We start from the raw sequence: 17,181 nt of genomic DNA on the forward strand, positions 1-17,181 counted from the left end.
AAGGCTCCGAGGCGGTATGCCGCTTCGGAGCCTTGTGTGTGTGGTGCGACTGGTCGGCGCGACTGGACGGCCTCGGTCAGCACGGCGTCCAAGCGCATCGCCCACTAGGAGTTCGGCAACGGCGAGCGCGCCCGCGGCTACCACACCGGCTCCGGCCGGCTCTCCTGGTGGGGCGACGACCACGGCCTCGATCAGTACTCGGACGCCTACTGGCCCACCGTCGACCCGTACCGCCACCACCACGGCACCGACCCGCAGGACGCCTCGTACGCGTACATCGCCGGGGCGCTGTACGTCGTCCTGCTCGGACCACGGAAGAGCGGGCCGCCGCCGGCCACCGTGAGCAGCGGCTGCCAGCCGGCGGCGACATAGGTGCGCCGGCCGCCGAGGGAGGCGAGGCGGGTGGTGAAGTCCGGGAAGACCGCGAGGCGGTTGCCGCTGAAGTCGTTGCTCCACACGGCGTGCTTGTCGACGGTCGCACCGGTCACGGTCGTCGCCCAGCAGGGCCCGGACATGGTGGGTGTACCGGGATCGACCGTCACCGGCGCCAGGAACCCGTACGCCGCGACCGCGTCCGGATGAGGTGTCTCGACGGCGTTCAGCGTGGCGAGGCGCACTCCGTCGATCCCGACGACCAGGACGCGGCGAACGGCTGCGGAGGGGTCCGTCATGCGACGCGCTCCTCAGGCCGAGCGGGTGAGTTCGTCTGCGCCGACGCCGTGGGCGAAGGGCAGGCCCTTGGCATAGCGCTCGACCTCGTCGATCGCCCAGTGCGCCATGCGGCCCAGCTCGTTGCCGAGCGAGCCGGCGATGTGCGGGGTGAGCAGCACGTTGGGCAGCGCGTACAGCGGCGAGTCGGCGGGCAGCACCTCGGGCTCCGTGACGTCGAGGACGGCGTGGATGCGGCCGGTGACCAGGTGCTCGGTGAGAGCGCCGGTGTCGACGAGGGAGCCGCGTGCGGTGTTGACGAGGGTGGCGCCGTCGCGCAGCAGCGCGATGCGCCGGGCGTCGAACATGTGCCGCGTCTCAGGGAGTTGGGGGGCATGGATGGACACCACCTGGCTGCGGGACACGAGCTCGTCGAGCCCGACGAGCTCGGCCCCGAGCCCCGCGGCCTCGGCCGCGTCCACATACGGGTCGTGCAGCAGCACGTCCAGGTCCAGCGGCCGCAGCAGCTCCAGGACACGGCGTCCGATGCGCGAGGCGCCGACGATGCCGACGGTGCGGTGGTAGTTGCCGTGGCCCGCGAGGTACGGCAGGACGGCCACCTGTGCGCGTGCCTCCCGGTAGTGCCTGGCGCTGTCGAGCACCCGCTTGTTGGCGAACAGGATGGCGGCGAGGGTGAACTCGGCGACGGGCAGCGCGTTGGCGGCCGCGGCGGTGGAGACCGCGATGCCACGCTCCCAGACGGCCTCGGTGACATGGTGCTTGATGGATCCCGCCGCATGGACGACGGCCCGCAGCCGCGGCATCCGGCGCAGCGCCTCCGCCGTGAGCACCGGGGCGGCCCAGTGCGTGAAGAGCACTTCGACGGCGTCGAGCACGGCGTCGTCGACCGCCCCGAAGTCGCCGACGCACTCGGCGACGTCCACCTCCGCGACGCGCGGCAGCCGGTCGAGCGCGCCCTCGGCGAGCAGCTGGGTGTGGGCCTCGGGGCCCATGGCGAGCAGGGTGCGTGGACGGCGCGGGGCCGGAGCGAGGAGCATGGTGTTCAGGGTGGTGCCTTCCGGTGCGAACATGGGTCACTTCACCGCGCCCGCGGTGAGCCCCGAGCGCCAGAATCGCTACAGGCAGACGAAGGCGACGACGAGCGGGACGACGGCGACGAGCGAGCCCGTGATCACCGGCGAGTAGAACTCGGGTTGCTGCCCGGTGACACTGTTCCACATGAGCAGGGCGAGGTTGACGGGGTAGAGCCTGTCGTCGTTGAGCATGACCAGGGCGCCGAAGAAGTTGTTCCAGCCGGCGGTGAACGAGAACAGGAAGATCGTCATGAAGCCGGGCAAGAGCATCGGCAGCGCGATCCGGGCGAAGGCTCCTGATCGCCGCCGCACGACGCGCGCACCCTCAACTCCGGCAGCAGATACAGATGTTGGCGCGGCGCCGGAACGCGACCCGACCTGCGCTCGGCCGGCCGCTGCAACAGCAGCTTCGCCGCCAGTTCGCCCACCGACCGCTTCGGCGGGGCGATCGCGGTCAGCGGCAGATCGGCGAGCGGTGCCACCTCGTCGTCGTACGCGATCAGCGCCAGGTCGCCCGGCACATGGATGCCGCGCGCCTGCAGCCTGGGCACCAGCACGATGGCGTCCTCGTCGCTGTGCACCAGCGCCGCCGTGACCCCGTGCTCCGCCATGGCCTTGGCGAGGTACTCGACCACCTCGTCGTACTCGCCCTGGCCACGGACCACGGGCGAGCCCGGCACCGTCTCGAGCCCCAGGGACTCCACCGACGCCTGGTAACCCGCCGTGATCCCCGCCTTGTGCGGGCCGTCCTGCGGCACGGCGGCGATCGAGCGGTGCCCGAGGGACGCGAGATGGCTCACCGCCGGCGCGGCGCCGTGCGCCCGGTGGGTGCGCACCCGGTCGAGGGCGGCGGCCGGATTGCCGGCCGGTGCCGAGCGCTCGACGAGCACGGTCGGGGCCTCGCACTCGAGAAGCCACTTCTCCTGGCCGCCGGTGGGCACTCCGCCGAACCAGCTGGGGGCCACGAGGAGCCCCTCCGCCCCGCTGGCCAGCAGGTGCTGAGCCTGCACCGGCGCGGGTGGCCCGGTGGGCGCCGGCGGCCCGGCCCTGCGCATGCAGCAAGACCCCGAAGCGAGAGGATCGCTTCGGGGCCTTGTCGGTCCCTGCTACTGGCGCTCTGCCGTCGTCGGCTCAGTACCAGCGGTTGGCCTGCCAGAAGTTCCAGGCGCCACACGGGCTGCCGTAACGCTCGTTCATGTACTCCAGGCCCCACTTGATCTGGGTCTCGGGGTTGGTCTTCCAGTCGGCGCCGGCGGTGGCCATCTTGCTGCCGGGCAGGGCCTGGACCAGGCCGTAGGCGCCGGAGGAGGAGTTGGTCGCCGTGTGGTTCCAGTTGGACTCGTGCTTCACGATGTTGGCGAAGCACTGGAACTGGGCGGCAGGCATCATCTGCTTCGCGATCTCCTGCGGGGAGGAGGTGGCGGCCGAAGCCGTCGAGGTCGCCCCCAGCACCGCACCGGCCGCACCGAGGAGCACGGCGGTGCCGGCGACAACGGACTTGTTGCGGGCGGCGAAGCGGTTGATCAGCGAGAGAGACAAGGCAGTACCTAACGTCGGGGGCAAGGACGTCGCGACGGCGGGTCCGAGATCGGTCCGTGTGCCGGGCCGAAGCCCTGCGTGCCTTGCGACGAGGACAGTTGTAGCTGCGATGCAGGGCCCCCGCCGTGACCGGGCTCACCCCGTAGATACGACGTAGAAGGGGTACTTCAGGACTAAGGTCCCGAGCCGGACATATCGGGTTTCGTTGCAGGTCGGAATGGGTCGTATGGGGACGAACGTCCCCGGGGTACGTCTACTAAGCCCGATCGTTTCGGGACCAAGGTCCTGTGGGCCGTCTCACCCCTCCGGGACCCTCTTCGGGGGCTCGAATGTGACCTGGGCCTCGAAGGCGGCGCGGCGCGTGGCCCGGCGCAGCGCCTTGAGGAGCGCGGAGCCGACGGTCAGGGTCAGTACGGCCGTGAGGGCCGCACGCCCCAGGTCCCAGCCGAGCGAGGTCGCCAGACAGTAGGCCAGGAAACGGACCAGGTTCTCGTGGACCGGGTCGCCCGGGTGGAGGGAGATCCCCGAGGCCATGCCGCTCTGCAGGACGACCCAGCCCTGCAGATTCATGACCGTGCCGTAGGCGAAGGCCGCGGCGAAACCGTATCCGGCGAGCATCAGCAGCTCGGCACGGCCCCGGATGCGGTCCGGTCCCGGGAGCAGCCCCGCGGCCATCGTGAACCAGCCCATCGCCAGCATCTGGAACGGCATCCACGGCCCGACACCGCCCGTGAGCAGCGCGGACGCGAACATCGTCACCGAGCCGAGCACGAACCCGAAGCCGGGACCGAGCACGCGGCCGCTCAGCACCATCAGGAAGAACATGGGCTCGAGCCCCGCGGTGCCCGCACCCAGCGGCCGGAGCGCGGCGCCCACGGCCGCGAGCACACCGAGCATCGCGACGGCCTTCGCGTCCACCCCGCCGTCGGAGATCGTCGCGACGACGACGGCGACCAGGAGCGGGAGCAGCGCGGCGAACAGCCACGGGGCGTCCTGGGCGTGGTCCGTGACGGCCGCGTCCGCGTCGGCCAGCAGTGGCCAGCCGAAGGCGGCGACACCGATCGCGCCGATCAGCACGAGCGCGGCCAGCGCGCGGGGGCCGAGCCGCATGGGGCGCGTCGTCACAGGGCCTCCTCGACCTGGGCCACGGTGAGCCAGGGCTCCGGGGCGAGGATCTTGGCGACCTGCGGGGCGAACGCGGGCGAGGAGACCACGACGTCGGCCGTCGGACCGTCCGCCACGACCTCGCCGTCCGCGAGGATCACCACCCGGTGCGCCAGTTCGGCAGCGAGCTCCACGTCGTGCGTCGCCAGGACGATGGCGTGGCCGTCGGCCGCGAGGTCCTGCAGGACCGCGACCAGGCGGGCCTTGGCCGCGTAGTCCAGTCCGCGGGTCGGCTCGTCGAGCAGGACCAGCGGCGGGCGGGCGGTGAGCACGAGCGCGAGGGCGAGCGCCAGGCGCTGGCCCTCGGAGAGGTCCCGGGGATGCGTCTCGTCGGGCACGCCGGGCAGAAGCGCGGTGACGAGCTCCCGGCAGGTCCCCGGCGCGGCGCCCGCATCCGCGTCCGCCGCGGCGCACTCGGCGGCCACCGTGTCCGCGTACAGCAGGTCCCGCGGCTCCTGCGGTACGAGCCCGACCTGCCGGACGAGCTCGCGCGGCGGCGTGCGATGCGGGACGCGGCCGCCGGCCAGGACGCTCCCCGACGTCGGCGCGATCATCCCGACGAGCGCGCCGAGCAGCGTGGACTTCCCGGCACCGTTGCGCCCCATGAGCGCGACGGTCTCGCCGGGCGTCACGGCGAGGCCGACACCCCGCAGCGCCTCTACCCGCCCCCGTCGCACCCCGAGCCCGCGCACCTCCGCGGCGGGACGGCTCCGTGGGCCGGCGGTGGATGCGGAAGCGGATTCCTCCCGCTCCTCCACCCGTGCGGAGGGGATGCCGGGTGCGGCTTCCCCGGCGGCCGGTGCCTCGTCGCAGGCGGCCGCGGGGCGGGGCCGCCGGAACAGCCTGCCGAGCACGGTCCTGGCGGCGCGACCCGACGCGTATGCGCCTGCGGTCTCACGGTGAGCAGGCCCGACCTGGGGTATCGCTCCGTCGGCGGCCGCCCGCACCCGCAGTGCGGCGCCGGGCGGAGTCGGGGCCCCGCCCCGGAGGGCCGGGGCCCCGACCCCCGCCAAGCGCTCCCGCAGCGCACCCGCCCGCCGCCGCGCGTCGCGCACCGACAGAGGCACAGGGGACCAGCCCGCCAGGCGACCGAGCGCCACCACCGGAGGGTGGACCGGTGAGATGGCCATCACCTCGGCAGGGCTGCCCAGCACCGGGGGCTCGCCGGGACCGGGGAGGAGGACGACCTGGTCCGCGTACTGGACCACGCGTTCCAGGCGGTGCTCGGCCAGCAGCACCGTCGTGCCCAGGTCGTGCACCAGCCGCTGGAGCACCGCCAGCACCTCCTCGGCAGCGGCGGGGTCGAGCGCCGAGGTCGGCTCGTCGAGGACCAGCACCTTCGGGTGCGGCGTGAGGACGGAGCCGATCGCCACCCGCTGCTGCTGCCCGCCGGAGAGCGTGGCGATCGGCCGGTCGCGCAGATCGGCGAGGCCCAGCAGGTCGAGGGTCTCCTCGACGCGTCGCCGCATGACGTCGGGCGCCAGCCCCAGCGACTCCATGCCGTACGCCAGCTCGTCCTCGACCGTGTCGGTCACGAAGTGCGCGAGCGGATCCTGGCCCACCGTGCCGACGAGGTCGGCGAGTTCGCGCGGCTTGTGAGTGCGGGTGTCGCGCCCGTCGACCGTGACCCGGCCCCGCAGCGTTCCGCCCGTGAAGTGCGGGACCAGCCCGGAGACCGCACCCAGCAGTGTCGACTTGCCGACCCCCGACGGGCCGACCAGCAGGACGAGTTCGCCCTCGGGGATCGTCAGGTCGATCCCCTGGATCGTGGGCGCCGCGGCGTCCGCGTACGTCACCGAGACGTTCTCGAAGCGGATCACGACGACTCCTTCGGCGACACCGGTACGGGAGCAACGAACGCGGGCAGCAGGCCCACCAGGACCGACATCGCCGGCAGCAGCGGCAGCGTCGGCGCGGCCGGCGGTACGACGGCGGGGTGCAGCGCCTCCGGGGCGTAGGAGCCCGCCCGGATCATCAGCGCCGCGACCACGACGCCCGACCCGGACACCAGCCACGCCCGCGCGCCCCAGCGGTCGGGGCGGTAGCGCGTACGGACCTGGCGGCGCCCGCCGAGCCACAGTCCCGCCAGCGCCGCCGCGAACCCGCCCAGCAGCACCGGCAGTCCGTACCCGGCCCCCTCCGCCGCGAGCAGTCCGTACGAGCCCGCACACACCCCGAGCAGCCCGCCCAGGGTGAGGGCCGTGGTCGTGTGCCGGACGGCCGGCGGCACCGCGGCCGTACGCCCGTATCCGCGCGCGTCCATCGACGCGGCCACCGCGACGGAGCGTTCCAGCGCGCCTTCCAGGACGGGCAGCCCGATCTGGACGATCGCCCGGATGCCGCCGGTCGAGCGGCCGCGCAGCCTGCGTGCGGTACGGAGCCGCACCACGTCCGCGACCAGGTTCGGCGCGAACGTCATCGCCACGACCACGGCGACCCCGGCCTCGTACAGCGCGCCCGGCAGCGACTTCAGCAGCCGCGCGGGGTTCGCGAGGGCGTTCGCCGCGCCCACGCAGATCAGCAGCGTGGCGAGCTTCGCCCCGTCGTACAGCGCGAACACCAACTGCTCGGCCGTCACCCTGCCGCCGATCCTGATGCCCTGCGCCCAGTCGGGCAGCGGCACTTCGGGAAGGGCGAGGAGGACATGGGTTCCGGGGATCGGCGACCCGAGCACGACCGAGAAGACCAGCCGGATCGCGAGGACGACGAGGCCGAGCTTCAGGAACGCGCCGTACGACCGGGCCCATGGGGCGTCCGTGCGGCGCGCCGCGACGACGTACCCGGCGACGCCGACCAGCAGGCCGAGCAGCAGGGGGTTGGTCGTCCGGGACGCTGCGGTCGCGAGCCCCAGGGCCCACACCCACCACGCCCCGGCGTGCAACGCGTTGCTCCGGTTGGCCTCGGGCGCGCGAAGGCCCCGCCGACGCCCCGCCTGCGGCGGGCTCTGCCCCCACCCCGCACCCCGTCCGCCTGCGCGGCGGCCCTGGCGGGCGTGGGGAACGGAGACGCGAGAGGCACCCTCGCGAGCGGGTCCGGCGACTGGGGACGGACGCGGGGACCGCCCCCCGGCGCTTGTGGACGCGCACTCTGGCCCGCCGGTCGGTACGGGGTCCTGGTGAGCGGGTCCGGTGTTTGTGGGCGGACGCTCGGGCTTGCCGGTGGGTGCGGGGTCGCGGTGAGCGGGTCCGGCGATTGAGGCCGGATGTCCGGGCCGACTGGTCGGTACGGGGTCCTGGTGAGCGGGTCCGGTGTTTGTGGGCGGACGCTCGGGCTTGCCGGGGGGTGAGGGGTCGCGGTGAGCGGGTCCGGTGTGTGTGGATGGGCATCCGGGTCGATGCGGCGGTGCGGGGTCGCGGTGAGCGGGTCCGGCGATTGAGGCCGGATGTCCGGGCCGACTCGGCGGGACCGGCTCGTCCTGTGCCCGTCCGGCGTCTGAGGACAGGGCTGCCGAAGGCCGTACGGGGGCTGGGGCGGAGCCCCGGTTCGGGAAGGGGCGGGGAGGGGAGAAGGCCCCTGCCCGCGCCTCGGCCGGCGTCATCCGCGACGACGGCGGGACTGCCAGAACGCCGCCGCGCCCAGCGCGAGTACGGCCGCGACGCCCGTGACGACACCGACCGAGGTCCCTGAGGCCTCCTCCGCGGAGCTGCCCGAGGCATCCGCGGCACCCTCGGCACCCGCGGCGTCCGAGGAATCCGTGGCGGGCGCCGCCGCGCTCGGCCCGGCCGACGGCGGGGCGACCGCCGACACCTGCTCGCCGCACCCCGACCTCGGGTACGCCGAGATCGCGCAGAGCAGCGCATCGCTGTTGTACCGCAGCGGCTTCGCCACCGCCGCCAGGGCGTCCGCGCTCGTCGCGGACGGGTCCACCTGGGCGCAGGCGGTGCGCCGGTCGGGCGACGGCGGGGCGTCGCCCTGCGGCGCGTCCGCCGGCGTGCCGAAGTCGATGACGATGCCGACCCGCTTGGTGCCCGCCTTCGCGGGCGTGTCCGCGCACACGGACGCGAAGTCGGGAGCGGTGCGCGGCTTCGCCGAGTCCGCCGAGTCGGTGCTGACCGAGAAGCGGAAGCCGTTCACCTCGCCGTCCGCCGGCCGGGCGGTGGCCGGGCCCTGGGTGGCGTACATCCATCCGCCGCCCGCGGCCCCACCAACGGCCCCACCGCCGGACTGCCAGAACGACCAGTACCGGTAACCGGCCGCCTGCGCAGGCAACGCCACCACCAGTGCGAGAGCAGCGCCGAGGACCAGCGCGGCCGTGAATCGCCTGAGCATTACTGCTTGTTCTTCCGGCGGCCGCTGATCAGGAAGCCGATGACCACGCCCGCCGCGACACCCGCGCCGATGATCCACCAGATGCCCACGTTGTCGCCGCCGGTCACCTCGGCCTTGTCGTCCTGGCCCGCCGCGGCCGGCGTCGGCGCGACGGTGGACGCGGGCGCGGGGCCGGTCGCGTTCAGCTGCGCGACCAGGTCGGTGCCGCCGAAGTCCCGCGGGTCGGCACCGTACGCGTGCGCGGCGAGGACCAACTGGGCGTACGCCGCCGGGCCGCCGTCCTTCGCCCAGGCGGCGGAGTTCTTCTCCAGCCAGGCCACGGCGCCGGCCGCCTTGTCGGCGTGCCCGGCCGCGGACAGGGCGAGCACCGCGTCCGCGGTGTTGCCGAAGTCGGGCTGCGGGGCGGGGTCGGCGGCGCCGGGCAGCGGAGGGGAGTCGAGGTGGCCGGTCTTGGCGAGGGCCGTCGCGAGGTAGGCCGCGCCGTTGCGGGCGGACTGCTCGGGGGTCGCCTCGGCGGCGGTGTCGCACGCCGGGGCACCGCCCGGCTTCGGGCCCTTGACGATCAAGCCGCGGCCGAGCCCGCCGAGCACGGCGGCCGCGGTCGCGTCGCCGTTCGCGAACAGCTTGCCCGCCTTGTCCGGCTGGTACGCGAACGCTCCGCCGCCCGCCTCGTCCGCGCACGGGATCGCGAACGACACGAGCGCGTCGTACGGGTTCTTCCCGCCGCTCGACGTCATCGCGGCCGGCCGCGCGTCCGCCACCGCGAGGGCGCCGATCACTATCGCGGTGGAGTTGGCGTCGGACGGCATGCCCGGGTTGTAGCTCCAGCCGCCGTCCGCGTTCTGCACGGACTTCAGCCAGGAGATGCCCTTCCCGACCTCGGCCTTGTGCCCGCCGACGGCGGTGAGGGCCTGCAGCGCCGCGGCGGTGGCGTTGGTGTCCAGCATCGTCTTGGCGTCGCAGGGCTTGGCGGCGTCAGCGCGGTAGGAGGCGAAGCCGCCGTTCGCGCACTGCTGCCCGGTCAGCCAGGACACGGCCTTCGCCGCGGGCACTTCCTTCATGGCGTCCTGCGCGAGCAGTGCCAGCGACTGCCGCCAGACACCGTCATAGGTGGGGTCGTTCGTGCCGAACAGCCCGGCCGGGAGCACGGGCGAGGGGGAGGGGCTCGGCGCGGCGGTCGCGGCCGGGGCGCCGGCCCCACAGAGCACGGCGGTAGCGGCGGCGAGCGCGGCTGCGCTGCGGCGAACGTTCATGGCGGACGGTGCCTCTCCTGCGGGGAGCCGGACGCAGGCACGCTCGGGCACCAGGTTCCGGCCCCGTATACCTCGACGGTGCCTTCGGGGTGTCTTGTCCCGGTACGAGGCATTCCGACTCGCCGCCTGCGAGGCGGCTCACGGCTGCGGGTCAGTGCCGGATTCGCACCGGCTTCCCCCCGTACGGGCATGATGACGACTCGCACACTCTACCGGCCCGTATCCGGCGGGTCCCCGGGTGGATGCCGGGGCGTGGGTCACACTCGTGAGCCACCCGCCACCCGCCACCCGCCACCCGCCACCCGCCACCCGCCACGCGTCACCTGCCACGCGTCACCTGCCACGCGCCACGCGTCACGCGTCACCCGTCACGCGTCACCCGCCACGCGTCACGCGTCACCCGCCACGCGTCACGCGTCACCTGCCACGCGTCACCCGTCACCTGCCACGCGTCATACGTCACGCGGCCACGTACGTCACCGGCGCGCTCCCCGGCACCGCCTCCGCCCGCCCCAGCTTCACGAGGCGGCGCAGATGGGACTCCGCCTCCGAGACGGCGATGTTCCTGGAGCCGTAGGGGATCCGGTCCCAGGGGCGGTTCCACTCCATGCGCTCGGCGAGCTGCCAGGGGGTCAGCGGGGTGGCGAGGAGGGTCAGCAGTCCGCTGAGGCGGGCCTCGTGGTGGGCGAGCAGCTCCCGCACCCGCGCCGCGGCGTCGGTGAACGCGTGCTGGTGCGCCGGGAGGACCTCGGCGACGCCGAGGCGGCCGATGCGTTCCAGCGAGTCCAGGTAGTCGCCGAGGGGGTCGGTGACGGTGGAGTCGTCCGGATCCTCGTAGAGACCGATGTGCGGGGAGATCCCGGGCAGCAGATGGTCGCCGGAGAAGAGACGGCCGCGGCCCGGGAGGTTCGCCGGGTGGTCCTCCTCCAGATGGAGACAGACATGGCCGGGGGTGTGGCCGGGCGTCCATATCGCGCGCAGCCGGCGGCCCGCCAGGTCCAGCAGCTCCCCGGGGACGATCTCCCGGTCGGGCAGGGCGGCGCGGAGGCCCGGCAGGGTCCGCATCCGGCCGGAGTCGCGCGCCGCCCGCAGCGGGACGAGGTGCTCGTCGGGCGCCCCGACCGTGGCGAGCTTGTCGGCCAGGTAGTCGAGCCAGGCCTCCGGCCGGGACTCGCGGGTGCGGCGTACGACGTCGGTGTCGGCGGCGTGCATGGCGATCCATGCGCCGGACGCGTCGCGCACCTGGCCCGACAGCCCGTGGTGGTCGGGGTGGTGGTGGGTGATGATCACGCCGTGGATGTCGGCGACCGCGGTGCCGAGCGCGCCCAGGCCCTCGGTGAGCGCGGTCCAGGAGGCGGGGTCGTCCCAGCCGGTGTCGACGAGGACGGGGCCGCGGTCCGTCTCCAGAACGTGGACCAGGGTGTGGCCCAGAGGATTGTCCGGGATGGGGACCCGGAGGGACCAGACGCCTCCGCCGTGCTCCGTCACCTGTGGCATACGACCTCGTCTCCCCTGTGCGGCACGGCCATTGCTCACTATAACGAGAACTGATGGATCGTCAGAACGGTCGGGAGGAACTCTTGGGAAACCCCTGCCGGCCGGTCGTGGGGGGAGCCGTTGACGGTCGCTGTCGGTCACCTCGGGCCGTTCGACGACGGCCCGGCGGCCGCCCGGACGAGTGGCTCCGAGAGGCGCCCGAGGGCTCGTGGCGCCTGGTGGTGCGCGGGGCCGACCGCTGCCTGCCGCTCGCTACCCGCCGGTGCCTCGTCGGTCCACCAGGTCCAGGAGCGGTACCAGTCCGGCTGGGCGCTGATCCACCGGCAGGTGTTCGACGAAGTGAACCCGGCAGCCCAGGGCCTGCGCGCCGCCGTCCGCCGTACGGTTGTCACCGACCATCAGCACGTCGGCGGGTGCCAGTCCGAGCCGGTCGCAGGCAGCTCGGAAGATGGCTGGGTCGGGCTTTTGCGTACCCAGCTCGAAGGAGAGCAGGTATGCGTCGACCAGCTCGTCCAGCCCGTGCGCGCGGAAGACCGGCCGCAGGTCCCAGCCGATATTGCTCACCACGGCCACCGGGAGCCTCCGCTTGCGTAGTTCGCGCAACGTCGGCTCGGTGTCCGGGTAGGGCCGCCAGGCGGCCGGCGTCATGTGGCGGTCGTACAGCGCCTGCACCAGATCAGGCGCCTGCAGACCGGCCTCCCGGGTCAGCGCGGTGAAGGCCGCCCGGTGCTGATCTGCGCCCAGATCCCTCTCCTGCCAGAGCGCTTCGAGATGGGCGGGTACGCGCCGGGGTTCCGGTCCACCCGGCAGTGCTCCGTACTCCGTGAGTCGCCGCACCAAGTCGGTGAACTCGTCGCCGGCCACGGGGGTGCCGGTCGCCGTCAGGACCGTGCCGAGCCACTCCTCGGTCGACTCGATACGCAGCAGGGTGCCGGAGAAGTCGAACATCACTCCCTTGATCATGTCGTGATCCTAGGCGGCCGGGCTACTGGTGGCACCGTCACCGGCCCTGCTGTCCGCAGAACTGCAAGACCCCGTGACCGGCCACACCTGGACCAGGGCGGAGGCGCGCCGGAGTCGAAGGAGCGCCGAGGGCAGCACGGTCCCGCCACCCGCTCGACAAGTCCGCGACCAGTACGAACGACGGTCGGGCGGGATCGTCGACGGGCGAATCGCCTCACGTCGCCCTCGGCGTCCAGTCGCTCCGCCGAATCGAGCACGTGCTGAGGCAACTTCGAGTCGTCCGCCGGCACCTCGACATCCACGAGGCGTCCCATCTCGTCGAAGCCGGGGCTGTGTCGACGGTTCCGAGCCGTACCGGCGCCGCCCGCGACCGCCCGGACGCGGCCCGGGTGGCATGCGAGGGAACCCCCACCAGTGGCAAAGCTGCTGGTCGCGGCCTATTCGGTCCCGAGTCTGGCTTAGTTGAACTAGAACTGGTATCAGTTCTGAAGCTCTGAAACAGTGTCAGAAGATCCCAGGGGAGACCTCGGCAGAACTCCGGCAGAACTCCGGCAGATCCCCGGTGGATCTCCGGACGGGTCCCCCAACAGATCCCCGGTGCGCGGGAGGCAGGCGTCATGACCGAGCTGGTCGAGCACGGAAAGCTGTACATCGGCGGGGAGTTGGTCGATCCCCTGGGCGCGGACACCATCGAGGTGATCTCCCCCCACACCGAGCAGGTCATCGGCCGCGTCCCGCATGCGACCGAGGCGGACGTCGACCGCGCCGTCACGGCCGCGCGTGCCGCGTTCGACGACGGGCCATGGCCGCGGATGACACTCGACGAGCGGATCGAGGTGGTCGGCCGGATCAAGGACGCCATTGCCGTACGGCACGAGGAGATCGCGCGCTCGATCAGCTCGCAGAACGGCTCCCCGTACTCCTGGAGCGTCCTCGCGCAGGCCCTCGGCGCGATGATGGTCTGGGACGCGGCCATCACCGTCGCCCGCGACTTCAGGTACGAGGAGCGGCGCACCGGCGTTCTCGGGCCGATCCTCGTGCGGCGCGAGCCCGTCGGGGTCGTCGCGGCCGTCGTGCCGTGGAACGTGCCGCAGTTCGTCGCCGCGGCCAAGCTCGCGCCCGCGCTGCTCACCGGCTGCACGGTCGTGCTCAAGCCGTCGCCGGAGTCGCCGCTGGACGCGTACATCCTGGGCGAGATCGCGAAGGAGGCCGGGCTGCCGGAGGGTGTGCTGTCGATCCTCCCCGCGGACCGCGAGGTCAGCGAGTACCTCGTCGGGCACCCGGGCATCGACAAGGTGTCGTTCACGGGCTCGGTCGCCGCGGGCAAGCGCGTGATGGAGGTCGCCGCCCGCAATCTCACGCGCGTCACGCTGGAGCTGGGCGGCAAGTCCGCCGCCGTGATCCTGCCGGACGCCGATCTGGACGCGACCGTTCAGGGCATCGTCCCGGCGGCCTGGATGAACAACGGCCAGGCCTGCGTCGCCCAGACCCGCATCCTCGTCCCGAGCTCCCGCTACGACGAGATCGCCGAGGCGTTCGCCGCCGTCGCGGGCGCGCTGGTGGTCGGCGACCCGCTGGACCCAGCGACCCAGGTCGGACCGCTGGTGGCGAAGCGTCAGCAGCAGCGTTCCCTCGACTACATCAGGATCGGCCAGGAGGAAGGCGCCAAGATCCTCACCGGCGGCGGCCGCCCGGCCGGTCTGGAGCGCGGCTGGTACGTCGAGCCGACCCTCTTCGGCGGCGTCGACAACGCGATGCGGATCGCCCGCGAGGAGATCTTCGGCCCCGTCATCTGCCTCCTGCCGTACGGCGAGGAGAACGAGGCCGCGAAGATCGCCAACGACTCCGACTACGGGCTCAGCGGGAGCGTGTGGACGGCCGACGTCGAGCACGGCATCGACTTCGCGCGGCAGGTCAGGACGGGGACGTTCAACGTCAACACCTTCAGCCTCGACATGCTTGGCCCATTCGGCGGCTACAAGAACTCGGGACTGGGGCGGGAGTTCGGCCCCGAGGGCTTCGGCGAGTACCTTGAGCACAAAATGGTGCATTTGCCGTCCACGTATACATCTGCCGCTGACGCGGCGGGCGGGAGCGAGAGCTGATGGGTGACCGCTGGCATGTCGAGGTCGACCGGAGTGTGTGCATCGGCTCCGGGATGTGTGTGAACCATGCGCCGGACGGCTTCACGCTGGACTCGGCCCGTCAGTCGCATCCGCAGGCGCCCGACACCGACGCCAACGAGCAGATCCTCGCCGCGGCGGAGGGCTGCCCGGTCGAGGCGATCGCGATCACGCTGACGGACAGCGGCGAGACCGTGTTCCCGCCCGAGGAGTAGCCGACCCGCCGGAGGAGTGGCCGCGTTCCTGCCCGAGGAGCAGGCACGACGGCCTGCCGTGGCTGCGGCGAACTGCCGTGGCTGCGGTGAACTGCTGTGCGAAACTCCTCGCCGGATCATGCGGGGCGACGGGGCCCGATGACCGCTTCGGTGGGGGTTTTTCTGTGCGCAGGGCGAGCTATGCGGCCGCGGCCGTCGGCGCGGTGCTGTTGCTGGCGGGCTGCGCAATCGAGGCCGGTCCCGGCGGGGCGGCGGGCAAGGGATCCGGCGCGCCCGCCGCGTCCGCGCCGGCGGAGACGTCCGGACGGCCGGATGTCGACGCGGTGGCCGAGGAGATCAAGGACGCCGCGACGAAGGCCGGCTTCACCGAGGAGTTCTCGGAGCGGGGCGAGGGCAAGCTCGCCCGGTGCATGGTCACCTGGATGGCCGACACGGAGTCCCCGGCCGAGGACCCGAAGGCGGGTTACCGCGGCGCGGTCGCCGGCCTGAACAAGGGTGGCTGGAAGGGCGGCCGGAAGGAGTCCAGGGCCGACGTGAAGGGGACGTACACCGCCACATCGCTGACGAAGGGCGGCTGGACCCTCCACGCAAGCATGCGCGAGCTGGGCTCACTCGTCATGGTCTACTTCACCGCCACCGACGACAGCTGCGAGGACGCCTTTGCCGAGGAGCTGGAGAAGCGTTCACCGGAGGCGCCCGCACAGCCCTGAGCGAGGCGCGGCGCCCCGTGACGGAGTAGCCTCCTGCGGTCCGGTACCGGCGATCAGAGTGGGTAGTGGTGGAGAAGTCCGAGGCCAAGCGGCTGCTGAAGCGTGCGCAGGAGGCGTTCGACGCCGAGGAGTGGCAGCAGTGCGCGCAGGCGTACGAGCAGGTGCTCGCGCACTATCCGGACGAACGGCGCAGCGGCATCTGGTGGTACGACGCCGCGCTCGCGTACAAGTTCCTCCGCGACTGGCCCAAGGCGTACGAACTCGGGCGCGAGGCCGCGGCCCGTGCCACGCGCGGCGAGAACGACCCGGCCTTCTGGAACCTGGGCATCGCGGCCACCATCCAGCGCGAGTGGGAGGTGGCGCGCGACGCCTGGGAGGGCTACGGAATCCCGATGCCCGAGGGCGAGGGGCCGGTCGACGTCGACGGTGCGTTCGGCATGGCCTGCGTACGGCTGGAGACGGACGGCGAGTTCGAGGTCGTGTGGGCGCGGCGGCTCTGCCCCACCCGGGCGCAGGTGGTGAACGTGCCCTTCACCGGAGGGCGGCGGTTCGGCGAGATCGTCGTGCACGACGGGGAACCGAAGGGCGAGCGGGTCTTTCAGGGCCGGAGCGTCAGTGTCTTCGACGAGCTGGTCCTCTTCGAGCCGTCCCCGCTGCCGACGCTCACGGTGACCGTGAACGCGGCGGAGGCCGACGACGTCGATGCGCTGGTGGAGCTGTTCGCCGACCGCGACTTCGGTGCCGAGCCGGCGAGCGGCTTCGTCCTGCACTGCGCGTGCTGCAGCGAGGGCAGCATCGAGTACGAGGGCAGCAGCGTGCACGCGGGTGCTCAGGAGGTCGCGCTCGCCGCGCCCGAGGAGGACGCGCGGCTGCTGCTCGACCAGTGGGCCGGGGAGGCCGCGATCGGGCGGAGCTGGAGCGGGCTTCAGCTGGTCGGCTGACCGGTACGGGCCTGCCGCTGCGGGTCCGTCAGGTCGATCAGCCGGCACACCGTCTCGATGTCGATCTTCACCTGGGCTATCGAGGCGCGCCCCGAGAGCCACGTGATCAGCGCCGAGTGCCAGGTGTGCTCGATGACCCGGACCGCGGAGAGCTGCTGGGGCGTCGGGTTCTCCAGACCCATCGCGTCCAGGATGATCGCCGTCGTCTGGCGCGAGACGGTGTCCACCTCCGGGCTGACGCTGCGGTCGGCGAAGGTCAGCGCACGGACCATGGCGTCCGCGAGATGCGGCTCACGCTGGAGCGCGCGGAAGGCCCGCATCAGGGTCTCGGCGACCCGCTCCGCCGCGCCGTCCGCGGCCGGTGGCCGCTTGCGCAGGGTCGTGTGGAGGTGTTGGAGCTGGTCCTGCATGGTGGCGACCAGCAGATGGATCTTCGAGGGGAAGTACCGGTAGAGCGTGCCCAGGGCGACCTCGGCGGCCTCGGCGACCTCGCGCATCTGCACGGCGTCGAAACCGCCCCGGCTGGCCAGCTGGGCGCTGGCGTGCAGGATGCGGCGGCGGCGGGCCTCCTGGCGCTCCGTCAGGGGAGGGGACGCCGGAGTGACTGCCTTGGCTTCCGCGGTCATGTCTCCCGTTCCCTGAGTTCGCTGCGTTCCCTGAGTGTGAACGGACCGTGCAGGACGGCACAGCATGGCAGGGGGCCGCGCCGTGGCGCGAATCACCTGATCCGGGCCTTACAGTCGGGCTACCTGCCGGTAGATTCGA

Annotated in this window: 14 protein-coding genes, 4 pseudogenes and 1 riboswitch; of the genes and pseudogenes, 5 read left to right on the plus strand and 13 right to left on the minus strand. The window is 72.8% G+C overall.

Going from position 1 to position 17,181, the window contains the following annotated elements; translation table 11 throughout:
- Positions 1-45: 45 nt before the first annotated feature.
- Positions 46-234 (plus strand): annotated as a pseudogene (locus ACWCP0_RS17925) (polysaccharide lyase family 8 super-sandwich domain-containing protein); the annotation flags it as partial.
- Between the two features lie 44 nt (positions 235-278).
- On the opposite strand, the pseudogene ACWCP0_RS17930 reads toward ACWCP0_RS17925, so the two are convergent.
- From ACWCP0_RS17930 to ACWCP0_RS17985, 12 genes and pseudogenes are all read right to left on the minus strand, one after another.
- Positions 279-671, minus strand: a pseudogene (locus ACWCP0_RS17930) (alkaline phosphatase family protein); the annotation flags it as partial.
- A gap of 12 nt (positions 672-683) precedes the next feature.
- Entirely contained in the window at positions 684-1,706 is a 1,023-nt protein-coding gene (locus tag ACWCP0_RS17935; RefSeq protein ID WP_451079854.1) for a hydroxyacid dehydrogenase, read from the minus strand.
- A 78-nt stretch (positions 1,707-1,784) separates the two neighbouring features.
- Positions 1,785-2,126: pseudogene (locus ACWCP0_RS17940) on the minus strand (carbohydrate ABC transporter permease); the annotation flags it as partial.
- A pseudogene (locus ACWCP0_RS17945) lies at positions 2,111-2,797 on the minus strand (substrate-binding domain-containing protein); the annotation flags it as partial. The pseudogenes ACWCP0_RS17940 and ACWCP0_RS17945, both read right to left, overlap by 16 nt.
- Before the next feature lie 76 nt (positions 2,798-2,873).
- Entirely contained in the window at positions 2,874-3,281 is a 408-nt protein-coding gene (locus tag ACWCP0_RS17950) for an aggregation-promoting factor C-terminal-like domain-containing protein (protein WP_451079753.1), read from the minus strand.
- A gap of 297 nt (positions 3,282-3,578) precedes the next feature.
- Positions 3,579-4,391 (minus strand): ECF transporter S component, encoded by an 813-nt coding sequence (locus tag ACWCP0_RS17955; RefSeq protein ID WP_451079855.1) that lies wholly within the window; start codon positions 4,389-4,391, stop codon positions 3,579-3,581.
- Positions 4,392-4,402: 11 nt separating this feature from the next.
- Positions 4,403-6,265: an ABC transporter ATP-binding protein gene (locus ACWCP0_RS17960; protein ID WP_451079754.1), complete on the minus strand. Its 1,863-nt coding sequence runs from the start codon at positions 6,263-6,265 to the stop codon at positions 4,403-4,405.
- A complete protein-coding gene (locus ACWCP0_RS17965) occupies positions 6,262-7,326 on the minus strand; it encodes an energy-coupling factor transporter transmembrane component T (protein WP_451079755.1) in 1,065 nt (354 codons plus the stop codon). The genes ACWCP0_RS17960 and ACWCP0_RS17965 overlap by 4 nt, the downstream gene beginning before the upstream one ends.
- A gap of 653 nt (positions 7,327-7,979) precedes the next feature.
- Positions 7,980-8,714, minus strand: a complete 735-nt coding sequence (locus ACWCP0_RS17970; protein ID WP_451079756.1) for an SCO2322 family protein — start codon at positions 8,712-8,714, stop codon at positions 7,980-7,982.
- Positions 8,714-9,967 carry a prenyltransferase/squalene oxidase repeat-containing protein gene (locus tag ACWCP0_RS17975; RefSeq protein ID WP_451079757.1) on the minus strand — a complete coding sequence of 418 codons (1,254 nt, stop codon included), beginning with the start codon at positions 9,965-9,967 and terminating at the stop codon, positions 8,714-8,716. Before ACWCP0_RS17975 ends, ACWCP0_RS17970 begins: the two co-directional genes overlap by 1 nt.
- A 108-nt stretch (positions 9,968-10,075) precedes the next feature.
- A riboswitch (cobalamin riboswitch) is annotated at positions 10,076-10,145 on the minus strand.
- Positions 10,146-10,426: 281 nt separating this feature from the next.
- Positions 10,427-11,464 carry an MBL fold metallo-hydrolase gene (locus ACWCP0_RS17980; RefSeq protein ID WP_451079758.1) on the minus strand — a complete coding sequence of 346 codons (1,038 nt, stop codon included), beginning with the start codon at positions 11,462-11,464 and terminating at the stop codon, positions 10,427-10,429.
- Positions 11,465-11,716: 252 nt separating this feature from the next.
- Positions 11,717-12,427, minus strand: a complete 711-nt coding sequence (locus tag ACWCP0_RS17985; RefSeq protein WP_451079759.1) for an HAD family hydrolase — start codon at positions 12,425-12,427, stop codon at positions 11,717-11,719.
- Between the two features lie 617 nt (positions 12,428-13,044).
- On the opposite strand from ACWCP0_RS17985, the gene ACWCP0_RS17990 reads away from it, so the two are divergent.
- The 4 genes from ACWCP0_RS17990 (at position 13,045) to ACWCP0_RS18005 (ending at position 16,416) form a co-directional block, all read left to right on the plus strand.
- Positions 13,045-14,532 carry an aldehyde dehydrogenase gene (locus ACWCP0_RS17990; RefSeq protein ID WP_451079760.1) on the plus strand — a complete coding sequence of 496 codons (1,488 nt, stop codon included), beginning with the start codon at positions 13,045-13,047 and terminating at the stop codon, positions 14,530-14,532.
- Positions 14,532-14,765, plus strand: a complete 234-nt coding sequence (locus ACWCP0_RS17995; RefSeq protein WP_451079761.1) for a ferredoxin — start codon at positions 14,532-14,534, stop codon at positions 14,763-14,765. Before ACWCP0_RS17990 ends, ACWCP0_RS17995 begins: the two co-directional genes overlap by 1 nt.
- A 164-nt stretch (positions 14,766-14,929) precedes the next feature.
- The gene (locus ACWCP0_RS18000) at positions 14,930-15,475 is read left to right on the plus strand and encodes a hypothetical protein (RefSeq protein ID WP_451079762.1); all 546 of its coding nucleotides are present in this window, start codon (positions 14,930-14,932) and stop codon (positions 15,473-15,475) included.
- Between the two features lie 68 nt (positions 15,476-15,543).
- Entirely contained in the window at positions 15,544-16,416 is an 873-nt protein-coding gene (locus ACWCP0_RS18005; RefSeq protein WP_451079763.1) for a tetratricopeptide repeat protein, read from the plus strand.
- Here the strand turns inward: ACWCP0_RS18005 and ACWCP0_RS18010 are convergent.
- Positions 16,401-17,042 carry a TetR family transcriptional regulator gene (locus ACWCP0_RS18010; RefSeq protein WP_351230371.1) on the minus strand — a complete coding sequence of 214 codons (642 nt, stop codon included), beginning with the start codon at positions 17,040-17,042 and terminating at the stop codon, positions 16,401-16,403. The two genes, ACWCP0_RS18005 and ACWCP0_RS18010, sit on opposite strands and share 16 nt — an antisense overlap.
- Between the last annotated feature and the right edge of the window lie 139 nt (positions 17,043-17,181).

Source organism: Streptomyces sp. NPDC001970 (assembly GCF_053594115.1).

Bases quoted from the DNA above. Each gene is read 5' to 3' on its own strand.
- ACWCP0_RS17955 (WP_451079855.1), bottom strand. From the start codon at position 4,391: ATGCGGCTCGGCCCCCGCGCGCTGGCCGCGCTCGTGCTGATCGGCGCG.
- ACWCP0_RS17980 (WP_451079758.1), bottom strand. From the start codon at position 11,464: ATGCCACAGGTGACGGAGCACGGCGGAGGCGTCTGGTCCCTCCGGGTC.
- ACWCP0_RS17990 (WP_451079760.1), top strand. From the start codon at position 13,045: ATGACCGAGCTGGTCGAGCACGGAAAGCTGTACATCGGCGGGGAGTTG.
- ACWCP0_RS17970 (WP_451079756.1), bottom strand. From the start codon at position 8,714: ATGCTCAGGCGATTCACGGCCGCGCTGGTCCTCGGCGCTGCTCTCGCA.
- ACWCP0_RS17975 (WP_451079757.1), bottom strand. From the start codon at position 9,967: ATGAACGTTCGCCGCAGCGCAGCCGCGCTCGCCGCCGCTACCGCCGTG.
- ACWCP0_RS17995 (WP_451079761.1), top strand. From the start codon at position 14,532: ATGGGTGACCGCTGGCATGTCGAGGTCGACCGGAGTGTGTGCATCGGC.
- ACWCP0_RS18010 (WP_351230371.1), bottom strand. From the start codon at position 17,042: ATGACCGCGGAAGCCAAGGCAGTCACTCCGGCGTCCCCTCCCCTGACG.
- ACWCP0_RS17935 (WP_451079854.1), bottom strand. From the start codon at position 1,706: ATGCTCCTCGCTCCGGCCCCGCGCCGTCCACGCACCCTGCTCGCCATG.
- ACWCP0_RS17985 (WP_451079759.1), bottom strand. From the start codon at position 12,427: ATGATCAAGGGAGTGATGTTCGACTTCTCCGGCACCCTGCTGCGTATC.